Below are 14,279 nucleotides of genomic sequence, written 5' to 3' on the forward strand. Positions count from 1 at the left end.
AATATTTTATTTCTACTTTCATGATAAAGCGCTTTCATAAGCGTATCAATTAATAGAAAAAATAAATTTGTCAATGTGATTGTTGCCATAATTGAAATATAAAATTATAACTTAATCCTTATTTTCTTCCCCAGCGAAAAACAAAAAATAAGAACGAAGAGGAACCAGATTTTTCCCTGATTTTTCTCCGATCTCTGACGATAGTTTTGCCTATACGTGTTTATTTTTCAAAAGGTTTTAATTTCCAGAATGATGAGCAAACATAAGTTTTCCTTTAGTAAATGTTTTCTTTGTATCTACCATGCAATCAATCCAAATACTAGTAATACCGTCCCCACAGATGCTATTAATAATTGTGCAAAAAACATGTTCTTTCGTGATATCCAGACAACCGCTAGATTAAATAAGCTATGAACAAAAAGAAGTACTAAAACCAACAAGGGGATTTTCGCTATAAGCAGGGTCACTCCAAGATGAAAAGCACTCGCAAAGATCCGTTCTACCACACCCCACAATGGACTTAAATGAAATTGTCCTTGTGATTCTAATAATTCTTTTACCTGAATCGCCTTTTCATCATTTCGCTGAATAATATTAATTAAAACCAAACCGTTAATAACAGCAAACAGCACTTCTATCGCGGCCCATCCTTGACCAACTGAAAGAGCCCAGGAGAAAGAGGCTCCAGTAAGAAACAAAAGTATCAAACGAACTCCTTCCTCCAAAGGTCCAGAAGATAAACCAACAAAAAGCATAGCCCTTTCTTTGGGCATTCCCTTTAAAAATACTGTAACGGGTCCTCGAAGCAAAAGTGCGAGCACCCAGCCAAGAGCACCCAGACCAAATGCTTCCCAGTGAATAGAGCTAAACCCATAGTGAAAAAACAACCCAAATGATATTGGAACAGCTAAATATAAAGGGATCGCATATATAAATTTACGAGCAATTTTTTGATGAGATTGATCAGATAAGATATTTTTACTTTTCAAAAATGCTGTCACCGATTAATCCCCCCCTTCATTGTTGTTTGAAGATTTTTGTTCCGGCTGTGGAATGAAGATCGTTGAAAGTGTGCGTAGACGCCTGCCAGGAGCAGGTTTGTTTTTAAGAGCTGGTTCAACAACAGAACGAATTGCTTGTATCAATTGCGAAAACTCCTTATCACTTAAATACAATGAAGCCTTTCGATAACTAACTCCATCTGCCTCCAGATCAAAATGATCTTGTTGGAGATACCTTTGAAAATCAGATTGGATAGAGGCTAAAAAAGTCAAAAAGTATCGCATATGATCATCACGGCTGCAATTTTTCAAATCATCTTTAGTCAAATTGGCTCCTTGTTCCACCAGGGTATAAACTTTCTCGATTGTTCCACGTACTGGTCGTTGATTGATAATTTGAATAATACCACCTTCATACAGCTTATTGAGATGTCGATACAATGTAGCCTGCGGGAAATCAGGTAACAACTCAATTAATTGCTGAGCTGTTAGTTGTCTTTCCCCTATGAAAGCTTGAACGATACGCAATCGGATCGGATGAAGCAGCAAATCTGCCTTTGACCTTTTTATCATTGTTCACCTCTTAATTATTATCATTATTGATAATGATAATAATGAAAAAAATAACTATTGTCAATCCATAATTAACCCTTTGATCACTCATCTTCCCACACTCTTAGGAAAAAATTATGTTCCAACGCTTTTTCTCTTTTTTGTACCAATTTATGCCTCCTTCAACGAAAAACAAAAAAAGACCAAAGAGAAACAGAATTTCGCCTGATTTTTCTCCATTTTTTTGTTTAATGCAGTCCTATTGCTCATAAAAAAAGCCAGCACCAAATGCTGACTCAAACTTTTTTAATTATCGTATTCGTTATCCAACGATAGAACAGTTTAATTTACGATGACATAAGAGTTTCATATTTCCAAAGTGCTTAAATCAAAGCTATCCAATAAAACGGATAAGCTCTCGATTAAATTTTTCAAGCTCACAATAAAACAATCCATGGCCACTATACTTAAAGGGGATAAGTTCCGATCCCTTAATTCCGGCATGCATTAATTCGGCAAGCACAAATGGGCAGACTTTATCTTGTTTTCCATGGAAAATTCCAGTGGGTACATTGATCATAGACAAATCTTGCCGTAAATCTTCATCTCGAAGGGAAATGGCACACATTGCTGTTGCATGGCCTGACGCTTCTATTCCCAATCCGTGGAACCAGTCTTTGAAACTCTCAGTTAAAAAACGTGCGAAAAAGATATCCCCAAAGTCAACCAACATTTTAGGCCGATCTGTGTAGGTACCTTCGATTAACTTATTGACTGCCTCTTTTGTTAGTCCATACGGGTAATCTGGACGTTTGGTAAAGACAGGTGCTGCAGCTGCCAAAAGGGCTAGTTTAGAGACCTTATACCCTGCATGCCGGGCCATATACCGTATGGCAATTGCTCCACCCATCGAGTGTCCGGCAAGGGTAACATCTTCCAACTTTAAAGTATCAATCACTATTCGGATATCATCTGACAATCGATTGTACGAATATCCTTTAATAAATATTCTGCACAATTTGGGTTCAATTGCATATTAAAAAAAGTCAACTTCATATATTGACAATAATAGGCATTTTATATTTTGATATGAGAAAACAGCAATCCTCCGCCATCAGAGGTATCATATACTTCAAAAAATTTATACGATGGTTTCTCATTCGTAAAGTTTTTAAGTTCGTTTTCTAATTTAGGAAACAAAATTTTGTGTGCGTTTTCTGCATCAGTTTTTGAATCCCAATAGTTCAAAGCTCTATATTCACCAGCTGTATCATCAAAAAGATACACATTTCCTCTAAATCCAGATAATTTTCTATTGATTGTATCAAATTCTTTTGTCAATCTCTCTGCAACTTGTCTTTGCCCAGTTCCTAATTTATAGTGTACCAAACGTGCATAAAACATTTTTATCCCTCCCATTGCCAATATTTCTTTACTTATTAATTTATGAAACTTGGACTTGAAACATGACGTTGTTAAGAACATCGTTAATGATAAAAGAAAAATGGGGAAGGATTGAGGATAGAAACAGAATCAAGAGTCACCTCAAACGATTGATACGTCTGCCTTTTCTGTTAATCCTTTATCCCTGAAACTTTAAAAAAAGACCAAAGAAGAACCAGGATTATACCTGATTTTTCTCCGATCTTGGAATCCCAATGAAAAGCTGTCCATCTTCAGCCAGCTTTTCATTTTACTTTCACGGCCTCTGCAAAGTCTTCAAGCGTTGTAGAATACGTGACATAAATTCGCGGGAGGAGATAGTATTCGTTTTCCAGGCCTTTTTCAGAAAATGGTCCAGGTGTTGTCGTAACCCCAAACCGATAGTAATTTTTCGTCTCTGCCACTACTTTGGCATTGAAGTTTCCATACGGATATGCAAGAGCGATAACCGATTTGCCCGTGATTTGTTCAATTTTTCTTTGGACTCTTTTAATTCATATTCGTATTTTTTCGTTTTCGTCAAATCAGGATGTGTTGCGGTATGTGACTGGATAGAAAAGATGCCTGATTTTTTGAGATACATCATTTGTTTCTCAAAAATCTCAGGCGTCACATATAACTCCCTTGAACCATGGCCTTTATATTCGTCGATCGAATGATAGATCAAGATAGGCACTTCCAGCTTACCGTAAGCATGTAATGGGAGCCCAAACATGAGAAAATATAGGAAAAACAATACAATCTTTTTCATGAAACTCCTTTCTTATTGACCTAAGAGTGTGGTTTTCATATATTGTTCCTCAATGGTTTTATTCTATCTATAGTTTTTTCGTTGGTTAATGAAGCGCTTTTGTATCTTCATTCAACTATTCCATGGGGCAAATATGGTCGAAAATAGATGACCTGGCAACTTGCACATCATCTCTCGTTAGTAACTAGTGAAATTATCTTGTTATTGAATTGTTAGGCATTATTAACAACTTTTTCATTAGCTTTTAACAATGATTTATTAAAATATTAATCGCAAATCAAAGTTGTTCGGACTTATTATACTCTGGTTTCAGACTTAAAAAACGTTAAGTTTGGGGCTATGATTACAAGTTCGAACAACGGCCAAATAGAATTTTTTAGTAATCCACTTGTTTTATTCCTTGTTTAGCTAACCTGATCTTAAATAATTTTTTAATCAAACGTTTGATTAATAAAAGCTAATTAACATCTACTGTCAAATGAAATACTTTCTACAAGCCCCCGCCATCGCCACCACTACTAACATAGCTAGAAGAATCTCCCCTTCAAACATAATTCCTGATGTAATAGTAAGTCACACCATAATTTAGTAGTTTAATTACTCCGTTTTTTATTCATCCCACGCAAGGCTTAATTGCCACGAAACGCCATATTTATCTTGAACCCAACCGAACTTTTCACTAAATGGATAAGCTCCTAACGGCATTAAAACTGTGCCATCTTGAGATAACTTCTCAAATACTCGATCAATTTCATCTTCAGTATCACATGTTACATACAATGATATTGCAGGAGTAAATGTAAAATCATGCTTAACGCTGCTATCAATACACATAAACTCTTGCCCATTTAGTGAAAATTTAGCATGTTTCACTGTCCCCTCGGCACCTTCTTCGTTTAATCCATAACGTTCAATACTAATGATTTCTGATTGGTCAAATATGGAAATATAATGATTCATTGCCTCTTCAGCCTGGCCGGAGAACATTAAAAACGTAGTAATTTTTTGAGTTGAATTTTTCACTTTATAATCTGCTCCTTTTATTTTTTGTAACTATAACAAAACATTATCTTTGAGCAAAAATAAATTGTCAACTTTCTGTCTATTGAATAATATTTACATACCTTATCTTACAAAATATAGATACTGAAATATATAAATATTTTTGACTAAACTGCTTCTATTTGAAATAAATAAGCACCTGGTGCCAGGTGCCTAAAAATAATTGTATTTATGCTAATGTAAAGTTCACTTCATTTCCTTCTAACTTAGGTTCATTTTTTTATATGCGATCATTAGTAGCCTCAATAGCCGCCAAAGCAAGAACATCCTACAATGATAAGTAGAACGAATAAGACAACGATTAAAGCAAAAGCGTTATTTCTGAATCCATCACTCATAATTAAAACCACCTTTTCTCTAATAATGATTCTTTGTTAGAAGCCCAAAACCGAAACATTTGCGCTTCTTTTTAATTAATAGCTCCAGATAACTGCACCAACAATTATCAATAGAATGAACAATACTACGATTAACGCAAAGTTAAAGCCAATGCCGCCGTAGCCGTAACCACCGTAACCTTTACCATATCCACAACCAAAGAAACACATATTGGTTCACCTCCATCTGCTGAACTATTTTTATCTTATGAAACTTTTAAAGAAAGGATTGGACAAATATCCTTGCAGGTAAAAAAACTCGCAGGCAAAAGATCTACTTTAAAAAGAATTAGCGTATGCAATAAGCACACGCTTCTGTAGAGGTAACTATTATGCCACACGGGAGGAATTCAGTCCTGGATACGTGGAGATATTCTTATCTATTGTACAAGATATGCACAAAGGAAAAAAAAGAATAGACTAGTGTCGTTTTAAAAAGTGAAAATCCCTTAAAAATAAAAGAAAAAAGCCCGTCCAATTGGATAGAAAAAATGGGCTCTCAATAAAATGAGATTTTTGTATTTTATATTTACAACGTAACATTGTTATGTTACGTTGAATGTGTAGGAGGTGATACAAATGGAACAAGAACTGATTTCTAAAAAAGAGTTGCTCGAATTAACTGGTATTTCTTACGGACAGCTTTATCGTTGGAAACGAAAAAAATTAATTCCTGAAGACTGGTTTATTCGAAAATCAACTTTTACAGGACAAGAGACTTTTTTTCCTAAAGAAAAAATATTAGCGAGAATAGAAAAAATTAAAAGTATGAAAGATGATTTATCTCTGGATGAATTAGCGAAGATGTTTTCTCCTAACACCGCAGATATCACCGTCAGCAAAGACGAGCTTATAAAACGTAACATTGTTTCATCAACAACATTTCGCATATTTGCAGAACAAAAAGGAGAACACGAAAAATTTTCATTTGATCAATTGTTGCAACTCTATGTGCTTGATAAGCTCCTTCAAACAGGAGACATCAGTTTAGATGAGGGGAAAAACCTATTAAATGTTATGGAAAATCATTTTCCAAAAATTCAAGGACGAAGTTGTGAATTTATTTTGATACGAAAAATGGGGATCTCGACATGTATATTAGCAGCGAACGGAAACGATATTTATTTTGAAGATGGTGTTAAAGTGGTTGTCCGTCTTCATTTACCAAGCTGTATGGAGGAATTAAAGATAAAAATCTTGGAGGGATAACGAATGGAAAGGCAAGATTTAGTGATTGCAGGTATTGGAAATGCTTCCGGGGGCAAATACAATCTTGTAAAAATCGCTGGAAACGGATCATTAAACGGTGAAATTGACTGTATCGATTTGATCATTCAAGGAAATGCGAAAATTCATGGCAACGTGAAAGCAAAAGTAACCCATGTATCAGGTACGGCTCGTTTGCAGGGTGCGTTGCGCTCAGAGATCATGAAAATACAAGGCAATGCTAGTATCGATGGAGATGTAGAATGCAAAGAAATTCGCTTTCAAGGAAGCGGGAAAGTGAAAAGGAACTTATCAGGAAATGAGGTGTACATTCACGGCGGATCAAAGATCATTGGGGATTGTACTGCAGAAATATTTGAGGTAAAAGGCAGTTTTAATATCGGTGGATTATTAAATGCGGGAAATATTCAAATTACGATGTTTGGAAGTTGTCAGGCAAAAGAAATTGGCGGCGAGAACATTGAAGTGAAAAAACAAAGAATGAATTTAATTAAAAAATTGTTATTCAATATCCATATCGGATTAAGCGCTGATAGCATTGAAGGAGACGAGATTTATTTAGAGCATACAAAAGCAAAAGTAGTAAGAGGAAATCAAGTGACACTGGGTCCTGGCTGCGAAATAGAATTGGTGGAATATAAAAATAGTTTTCAATTTGACAAAGGATCAAAAATCGGCAGCTATAAACAATTGTAAAGGAGTGAGAATGATGGAAAACGATTTGTTGCGTCATTTAACGGTGACTGGAACAAGCATTACTTCTGGGGGAAATTTTAAAAAAGTAAAGATTCGTGGAGATGGTACCATTAATGGAGATATGAATTGTGTTCAATTGAAGGTGTTTGGAAATGCTGATGTAAACGGAATCGTCAATGCCAAGTCAGTTGATATTTTCGGTCAGGCGAATATGAGGGGAAATTTAGAAGCAGATACTGTCAAGATTTTCGGTGAAGCCGATATACACGGTCATGCCACACTGAAGGATTTAAACCTTCGCGGAGGAATCCATATTGATGGAAATTTAGTTGGCGGGAATATTCATGGGTATGGAGAAATGAAGATTGAAAACGATTGTGAAGCCGACTCTATTTCCATCAAAGGGGCTTTTACCATCAAAAAAACATTAAATGCAGAAAAAATTGACCTCTATCTTCACTTTGCGGATAGCCGGATCACTGAAATAGGTGGAGAAAACATTCGTGTAGCAAAGAGCAAGTCGATTAGTGCCCTCAACTTTTTAAAACGATTCTCTCCCGATTCAGCTATGCTTTTAGCAGAATGTATTGAAGGAGACGTGATTTATTTAGAGTATACGAAAGCGAAAGTTGTCAGAGGAAACGAAGTGATAATCGGTCCTGGTTGTGAGATTGATCTCGTAGAATATCAAACAAGCTTTCAACAAGATGATAAAGCCAAAGTGGCCAAAAATAAAAAAGTATAAAAGCATTCGATGAGAGGGAGGTTTATACCGGTGAAAAGTAAAGAAACGAGATTAAAATGGGTTGTTGCAGGATTATTATTAGGAATTTTCATTGCTGCAATTGATAATACAATTGTTGCAACAGCGATGGCGACGATTGTAGCTGATCTTGGGGGGCTTGACAAGTTTGTTTGGGTTACATCCGCTTATATGGTCACTGAGATGGCAGGTATGCCAATTTTCGGAAAGCTCTCTGATATGTATGGACGAAAACGTTTTTTCGTTTTTGGCTTAATCGTTTTTTTAACCGGTTCTATGTTGTGTGGAATTGCACAAAACATTGTACAGCTTAGCATTTATCGGGCTATTCAAGGAATTGGCGGCGGTGCGTTAGTCCCTATTGCTTTCACAATTATGTTTGATATGTTTCCGCCTGAAAAACGCGGAAAAATGGGTGGCTTATTTGGAGCGGTATTTGGTTTGTCGAGTATATTCGGTCCGCTGCTTGGCGCCTATATTACTGATTACTTCGATTGGCGCTGGGTATTTTATATTAATATTCCTCTCGGCCTTCTTTCGTTCTATTTCGTTGCATTTTTTTATCGCGAATCGCCGAAGCATGCGAAGCAGCAAATTGATTGGCGGGGTGTTATTACGCTCGTACCGGCAATCGTGTGCCTAATGTTTGCACTTGAATTGGGCGGGAACAAATATGAATGGGGTTCCCATGTGATCATTGGCTTGTTTTCTGCTTTCTCTATTTTATTTTTGCTGTTTCTTTTTGTGGAGACAAAAGCGAAAGAGCCGATTGTATCGTATCAAATGTTTAGAAAACGATTGTTTGCAGCGAGCAACCTTGTAGGGTTCTTCTCTGGAGCTACATTTATTGTAGCCACCATATACATTCCAATATTTATCCAAGGAGTTTTGGGTGGATCGGCGACGAATTCGGGACTGATTTTATTGCCTATGATGTTGGCTACTACAGTGTCCGCTCAATTAGGTGGTTTTTTATCCAATAAAATGAGTTATCGCAACGTGATGTTCATCTTTACATCAATTTTCATTATTGGTATTTTTTTGCTTAGCACCATTACGACAGATACTTCCCGTCTTTTAATTACATTGTATATGATCATAACCGGATTAGGTGTCGGCGCTTCTTTTTCAGTGTTAGGTATGGCGGCAATTCACCATTTTCAAGAGACAGAGCGCGGGGCAGCCAGCTCTACCGGTTCCTTTATGCGATCACTCGGAATGACAATTGGTATCACGGTTTTTGGAATCATACAAAGAAATCTTTTTACAAATAAATTAACCGGCTTGCTTGGCGGGATGCCTCATGCTCCACGACACACGAACTTTAAAGATCCCAGAGCGATTCTTTCACCGAAGACACGCGAGCACATCCCGGCTCCAGTCCTTGATCAAATTACATCAGCGCTATCATCCTCAATTGCCCATACATTTATGTGGAGTCTTGTCCCAGCGGTACTTACGTTTCTTTTTGTGTTTCTAATGACAAATGACCGGTTGACAGTCTTTCACACTGAACAGCAAAAAGAATCAATAAAGTAAAATGAATAAGAATTTATGAAGGGGCTGTCTCATAAGGGTCTGACCCCATGTGCATTTATCAATATATAGCATATTTATCCAACATTATGTCCTATATATTTTGTAATGGGGTCTGATGTTTATTGCAAAATAGAAATGGAGCATTTTGCAAAATAAAAATCCTGCAGTAAGAAAAAAATCATTGCCAGCACCCCTCTTCTCTACTAACCTTCTAATAGGCGATAAAAGTCAGTTAGAGGAGGAAGAAAGGATGCTTTCAATGATTCAACAACATCATATCAAGTATTTGCATCAATATAAAGGACTCTCTTTACGAGCCATAGCTAGAGAGACTAATCATGATTTTAAAACTGTTAAAAAATATGCCTATAAAGAGGATGATAATTCCCTTCCTTCGGAACGGAAAAAAAACAAAGGATCAAAATTAGATCCTTATAAACTGTGTATTTGCCGATTTATCTGACGTTGATAACCGAATCATCTCTTTCTCCTACTCCAATCCCTTTTGATTTTGTCCGTGGTTCTTTTAGTGACCCGTTTCTCTCTTTCATTCCTTTTTCGGTCGCCAAGAGCCTTAATTGGCGACCCGTTTCCCTCTTTCTTTTCATACTATATATTATGGAGAGGCAGAAATCGTTCCGCCTCTCTTTTTTGTATCACTTTAACGGACATTTACGACATAGGATACCGTAAACACTTGGTTATCTTTTTGAAATTGCCCCCATATCTTGTAAACTCCGCTTTTCGGAAATTCTGTCTCAAAGAGCGCCTCCGGTCCGCTCCCCTGACCTTCTAAGGCATGGACGTGTAAATAACGTTCCCCATCGTCTGATAAAACAACCACATGACCGATGGATCCTAAATAAGGTTCTAAGTCCGTAATCGGTTGATTGGTTTTTTCATCCAATATGAAGAACTTAAGGGTGACCTCTTTGTTCGCCTCAAGAGAATCCATTGATAATGTAACTCGTTTCCCATCGACGCTTTTTTCCAAGCTCTGATCAACGGTAACTGGATGCAGCTGTGCCTGCTTTCCTTCAACCTGAACCCACTCCATCTTGGTCATCGAATTCCCACCCGACGGCTTAAAGTCCGCGATCAGCTTATATTCACCGCCCGCAGGAAAATCATTTCGAATCTCGAACATACCATTACCTTTGTACTCAGGATGCACGTGATTGAAATACGACAAATCCTTGCTGATGATGATCAAATGAAGCAGTTTCTCATGGTTGATATCAAATTTCTCAATAGGCTTTCCGTTATTATTCATGATTTTTAATTGAATGAATGTCCCCTCAAGTTTCCATGACACCTTTACATCATCTGTAAGAATCGGGCGGCTGACTTCGGATACTTTCTCATTTTCCCAAGATTGGTCCGTTCCACATGCTGAAAGCAATAAGAGCGGCAGGAACAAAATGAAAAGAATGTGTTTACTCATATCGTAATGCCTCACTTAATTTTGTTTTTGCTGCTCTGGAAGCTGGTGTGTAGCTGGAAATTAAGCTAACTGCAATTCCAAACAAGGATGTTAATAAGATAATCGTCCACGAAATGCCAAAATCAAAGGTTAGCGAATTAATTTCCATGAAGGTGGAAGTAAGATAGATTAAAAGGATGCCAAACAGGGAACCGATGACGGTTGCTGCCAGCCCAATCCCAAAACCTTCTAATAAAATCATCGCGACGATTTGAAAGCGTGTCACACCAACTGCACGCATCATTGCGATCTCGCGGATCCGCTCCATGATGCTGATGAGCAATGTGTTTGTTATTCCAATACCTGAAACAATGATCGCTAAAATCACTAGGCCATTAATAATCGTGAAGGAACCTGTATAATAGTAACTAATAACTGTGACCCAATCTTCAGGACCGAACATTTCCTCGATCCTTTCGCCAAATTGCTCAAAAATTCTTTGTCTTAGTTTTAGTGGACTTGTATTTTTATCTTTGATCACTAAGGCATTCCGTTCATATTTGAGTCCAAAACTTTCTTTAAAGTCCTCTTCTTTCATAAAAGCGCCGTAACCGCTGTTTTTCATCGTATCGACAACCGCTACTACCTTAAAGGCTTGTGCTCCATGAAGCGTATCAAGCGAGATGGACTCGCCGATCTTACCTCCCCAAACCTCGTAAGAAATCTTATCCAATATGATTTCATCTTTCTTTAATTTCTTGATCAATTCACCAGGCGTTGCACCTGTCGTCGTAAACAGCGGAAATCGATCAATCCATTCCTCTCCAACCCCATAAACGGGTAGTTTCCGCTTTTTATCCTCGAGTGTCCAGATGACAGATTGCCGCGAGTAAGTGGTTGCATCGGCCACACCTTCCGTATTTTTCAATTTTCCTATATCTTCTTTTTCAATATGATGAAACATGATATCCAAGTTCCCGCCGTAGGAGGAATAAATCACTTTTTCGTATGTCTGCAAAAGAGCAGAATTCAATGAACTCATTAAGACAATCATCGCGATCCCTAAACAAAGAATCACAGAGGTCATGGAAGTCCGTCCTAAATTCCGATTAAGATTACGTGCGGCCATCTCGCCTGAGAATCTAAATAACACCCTGTAAATCGTTTTTAAGAAGAAATCAAATACTCTAAACAAATAAGGAAACACGAACGCAATACCGATCATTAACGGGACGACCAGGAGTAAATTTTTGATAAAAAATCCAGATACAATGAACAATACTCCGATAATACCAAGCCACTTTTTCGGTTTAAACGTAGCCCTATTTTCTTTCAATACCTCAATTACGCTGACCTTGCTAGCCTGGTGGATTGGATATATAGATGCTAGGATTGGAACCAGCAGACCGGCAAGTACGGAGAGGATAACTCCTTTTGAGAGCACCATAGTTCCTTCATCGTAAACGCTGTAGATCATGAAGATAAGTGATTTTAACCCAAGACCAAGTCCATACCCGAGCAATAAGCCGACGGCCGTACCAGCGATGGAAAGCAGAATTACCTCAAAAAAAACCATCGCTTGTATTTGCGAAGGGGTATACCCGATTGTCTTGAGAACAGCAAATTCGTTTTTTCGTTCTTTAATGCTGACGTATAGAGAATTAAAAATAATAAACGCGCTAAGGGCAATTCCTAGGAATCCAGCAATATAGAGTGCTAGAAAGAAAGAATCCATTGATTTAAATTGTAGATCGAAATCAATGACGACTGGCTGCATATAGACTCCATCGTAATGTTTAACAAAATGGTCTAACTCCTGCTCCACGGTTTTTAAGCTCGACTCGTTCGTGGCCTTAATTTGCACGTTATCAATCTTGCCGGATAAATCATACCAATCCTGTACAACCGTTAATGGGACAGCTACCGACCAAGGATGATAATTAGCCATCATCCAGCTGGATGGCCCCATCAGTTCTACCGTATATTTGACGATGGCCGAGACTTTAATGCTTTTGATCCCCTTGTCTGTATCAAAGGAAATCGTATCACCGACATCAACTTTCCATATTTTGGCAGTTCTATCAGTAATGACGGCACCCCCCGAAGTCAAACTGCCCTTTATCAATTTGAAATTGGTAATGGGTGTATCCAGATTACTGTAACCGCCCAAAGTAACTCTTTTTTGAATGGATGAGATCCCTTCCTTTTCCATATGAAGCTTTGTATTTTTTTTCAAAACCGCAATCGACACTGCATGATCCAACTTCTCTACTTTCTTATGCACGTCTTCTGAAAAATAAGCATCAGTCCCATTAAGAGTAAAATCCGCTTTGCCAAAAGCCGCTTTCAGATAAACCGGAAATGATTTCTCCGCAGAGTCGACGGCAGCGATGACCGCAAAAATAGAGGCTACCCCGATAACAATTGATAGGATGGTCAGAAAGCTTCGAAGCTTTCTGCGCATTAAGTTACGCCATGCTACTAGCCATGGATTCATTTCCAACCACTCCTTTTTTGCGATCGTTCACAATTTCTCCGTCTCGAATGACGATAATCCGATCCGCTGCTGCTGCTGCCTGCTGATCGTGCGTCACCATCACGACCGTGATTTGCTCTTCTTTATTTAATTGGGAAAGAAGCTGCAAAATATCTTCACCATTTTTCTGATCGAGATTCCCAGTCGGCTCATCAGCCAAAATCAGCTGTGGTTTCATCGCAAGGGCTCTGGCAATGGCTACCCGCTGCTGCTGTCCGCCGCTTAGTTTTGTCGGAAATTGCGATTCTTTCCCTTCTAAGTTGACGTCCTTAATCAATTGTTGAACCCTTGACTTGATTTCCGCTTTGGATGCCCTATTAGCTGAAAGAGAGAGCGCGATATTCTCGGCAACGGTCATCATGGGAAGAAGCTGATAATTTTGAAACACAAAACCAACTCTCGTACGGCGAAATAATGTTCTCTCTTTTTCCGTAAGATCGTTTAATGGAATCCCATCCACGATCATCTTGCCCGAGGATGGCTGGTCAAGCCCCCCTATTAATTGCAAAAGGGTACTTTTTCCCGAACCGCTGGGACCCATGATCGCAACGAATTCTCCTTTTCTAATGTGGATATTATTATTTTTTAACGCAAAAAAATCACCAGACTCCAATGAAAACACTTTTGAAACATTTTGAACAAAAATCATTTTTTCTACCTCCAGTTTGTTTTTATCCTTTTATCAGTGGCGATTTAATTGTTTTGAACATTTTCATTGTACTGACATTTGATATATTACAAACCGCACACTTTTGGAGAACTACCGCAAAATTTCGAGGTACCACCGCAACATTTTCCCAGTAAATTGTTGCAAAAAGAAAGGCTGTTCAAAAAGGTCATAATTTATAACCTTTTTATACGAAAATGTCCGGTAAAAAACAAAAAAAGCAACGACCTTTGACCCGCTAA

General features: G+C 37.9%; 15 protein-coding genes and 1 pseudogene. 5 read left to right on the forward strand and 11 right to left on the reverse strand.

The features are described 5' to 3' along the window. Window positions 1-296 precede the first annotated feature (296 nt). From PB1_RS05910 to yjcZ, 8 genes are all read right to left on the reverse strand, one after another. Window positions 297-1,001, reverse strand: coding sequence for a hypothetical protein (locus PB1_RS05910; protein ID WP_003351348.1), 705 nt, complete (start codon window positions 999-1,001; stop codon window positions 297-299). A gap of 3 nt (window positions 1,002-1,004) precedes the next feature. Continuing rightward, window positions 1,005-1,574, reverse strand: a complete 570-nt coding sequence (locus PB1_RS05915) for a helix-turn-helix domain-containing protein (protein WP_003351350.1) — start codon at window positions 1,572-1,574, stop codon at window positions 1,005-1,007. A gap of 373 nt (window positions 1,575-1,947) precedes the next feature. Then, the gene (locus PB1_RS05920) at window positions 1,948-2,571 is read right to left on the reverse strand and encodes an alpha/beta fold hydrolase (protein WP_337999018.1); all 624 of its coding nucleotides are present in this window, start codon (window positions 2,569-2,571) and stop codon (window positions 1,948-1,950) included. A gap of 59 nt (window positions 2,572-2,630) precedes the next feature. Beyond that, complete coding sequence (locus PB1_RS05925) at window positions 2,631-2,957, reverse strand: hypothetical protein (RefSeq protein ID WP_003351352.1); 327 nt, start codon at window positions 2,955-2,957, stop codon at window positions 2,631-2,633. A 442-nt stretch (window positions 2,958-3,399) separates the two neighbouring features. After that, window positions 3,400-3,747, reverse strand: a complete 348-nt coding sequence (locus tag PB1_RS05930; protein WP_034644957.1) for a polysaccharide deacetylase family protein — start codon at window positions 3,745-3,747, stop codon at window positions 3,400-3,402. A 609-nt stretch (window positions 3,748-4,356) separates the two neighbouring features. Then, window positions 4,357-4,770 (reverse strand): VOC family protein, encoded by a 414-nt coding sequence (locus tag PB1_RS05935; RefSeq protein ID WP_003351353.1) that lies wholly within the window; start codon window positions 4,768-4,770, stop codon window positions 4,357-4,359. A gap of 281 nt (window positions 4,771-5,051) precedes the next feature. Continuing rightward, window positions 5,052-5,147 carry a YjcZ family sporulation protein gene (locus tag PB1_RS16895; protein ID WP_081485606.1) on the reverse strand — a complete coding sequence of 32 codons (96 nt, stop codon included), beginning with the start codon at window positions 5,145-5,147 and terminating at the stop codon, window positions 5,052-5,054. Window positions 5,148-5,222: 75 nt separating this feature from the next. Then, window positions 5,223-5,357, reverse strand: coding sequence for a sporulation protein YjcZ (gene yjcZ / locus PB1_RS17900; RefSeq protein ID WP_003351354.1), 135 nt, complete (start codon window positions 5,355-5,357; stop codon window positions 5,223-5,225). A 408-nt stretch (window positions 5,358-5,765) separates the two neighbouring features. Here yjcZ and PB1_RS05940 point away from each other — a divergent pair, with 408 nt between their 5' ends. The 5 genes and pseudogenes from PB1_RS05940 to PB1_RS05960 form a co-directional block, all read left to right on the forward strand. Continuing rightward, window positions 5,766-6,395 (forward strand): YhbD family protein, encoded by a 630-nt coding sequence (locus tag PB1_RS05940; RefSeq protein WP_003351355.1) that lies wholly within the window; start codon window positions 5,766-5,768, stop codon window positions 6,393-6,395. A gap of 3 nt (window positions 6,396-6,398) precedes the next feature. Then, window positions 6,399-7,109, forward strand: coding sequence for a polymer-forming cytoskeletal protein (locus tag PB1_RS05945; protein ID WP_003351356.1), 711 nt, complete (start codon window positions 6,399-6,401; stop codon window positions 7,107-7,109). A 13-nt stretch (window positions 7,110-7,122) separates the two neighbouring features. After that, window positions 7,123-7,854, forward strand: coding sequence for a polymer-forming cytoskeletal protein (locus PB1_RS05950; RefSeq protein ID WP_003351358.1), 732 nt, complete (start codon window positions 7,123-7,125; stop codon window positions 7,852-7,854). A gap of 30 nt (window positions 7,855-7,884) precedes the next feature. Beyond that, window positions 7,885-9,411, forward strand: a complete 1,527-nt coding sequence (locus PB1_RS05955) for an MDR family MFS transporter (protein ID WP_003351360.1) — start codon at window positions 7,885-7,887, stop codon at window positions 9,409-9,411. Between the two features lie 259 nt (window positions 9,412-9,670). Beyond that, a pseudogene (locus PB1_RS05960) lies at window positions 9,671-9,850 on the forward strand (IS21 family transposase); the annotation flags it as partial. Between the two features lie 222 nt (window positions 9,851-10,072). Here PB1_RS05960 and PB1_RS05965 read toward each other — a convergent pair. From PB1_RS05965 to PB1_RS05975, 3 genes are read right to left on the reverse strand one after another with little or no spacing between them, the layout of a single operon-like run. Continuing rightward, entirely contained in the window at window positions 10,073-10,855 is a 783-nt protein-coding gene (locus PB1_RS05965) for a hypothetical protein (protein WP_003351362.1), read from the reverse strand. Beyond that, the gene (locus PB1_RS05970) at window positions 10,848-13,331 is read right to left on the reverse strand and encodes an FtsX-like permease family protein (protein ID WP_003351363.1); all 2,484 of its coding nucleotides are present in this window, start codon (window positions 13,329-13,331) and stop codon (window positions 10,848-10,850) included. The genes PB1_RS05965 and PB1_RS05970 overlap by 8 nt, the downstream gene beginning before the upstream one ends. Beyond that, the gene (locus tag PB1_RS05975; protein ID WP_003351364.1) at window positions 13,303-14,019 is read right to left on the reverse strand and encodes an ABC transporter ATP-binding protein; all 717 of its coding nucleotides are present in this window, start codon (window positions 14,017-14,019) and stop codon (window positions 13,303-13,305) included. Before PB1_RS05975 ends, PB1_RS05970 begins: the two co-directional genes overlap by 29 nt. Window positions 14,020-14,279 lie beyond the last annotated feature (260 nt).

It is taken from the genome of Bacillus methanolicus PB1 (genome assembly GCF_000262755.1).
Taxonomy (GTDB): domain Bacteria; phylum Bacillota; class Bacilli; order Bacillales; family Cytobacillaceae; genus Bacillus_Z; species Bacillus_Z methanolicus.

Coding starts and splice junctions, on each gene's coding strand:
- PB1_RS05915 (WP_003351350.1), bottom strand. CDS start 1,574: ATGATAAAAAGGTCAAAGGCAGATTTGCTGCTTCATCCGATCCGATTG.
- PB1_RS05925 (WP_003351352.1), bottom strand. CDS start 2,957: ATGTTTTATGCACGTTTGGTACACTATAAATTAGGAACTGGGCAAAGA.
- PB1_RS05930 (WP_034644957.1), bottom strand. CDS start 3,747: ATGAAAAAGATTGTATTGTTTTTCCTATATTTTCTCATGTTTGGGCTC.
- PB1_RS16895 (WP_081485606.1), bottom strand. CDS start 5,147: ATGAGTGATGGATTCAGAAATAACGCTTTTGCTTTAATCGTTGTCTTA.
- yjcZ (WP_003351354.1), bottom strand. CDS start 5,357: ATGTGTTTCTTTGGTTGTGGATATGGTAAAGGTTACGGTGGTTACGGC.
- PB1_RS05940 (WP_003351355.1), top strand. CDS start 5,766: ATGGAACAAGAACTGATTTCTAAAAAAGAGTTGCTCGAATTAACTGGT.
- PB1_RS05945 (WP_003351356.1), top strand. CDS start 6,399: ATGGAAAGGCAAGATTTAGTGATTGCAGGTATTGGAAATGCTTCCGGG.
- PB1_RS05950 (WP_003351358.1), top strand. CDS start 7,123: ATGGAAAACGATTTGTTGCGTCATTTAACGGTGACTGGAACAAGCATT.
- PB1_RS05965 (WP_003351362.1), bottom strand. CDS start 10,855: ATGAGTAAACACATTCTTTTCATTTTGTTCCTGCCGCTCTTATTGCTT.
- PB1_RS05970 (WP_003351363.1), bottom strand. CDS start 13,331: ATGAATCCATGGCTAGTAGCATGGCGTAACTTAATGCGCAGAAAGCTT.
- PB1_RS05975 (WP_003351364.1), bottom strand. CDS start 14,019: ATGATTTTTGTTCAAAATGTTTCAAAAGTGTTTTCATTGGAGTCTGGT.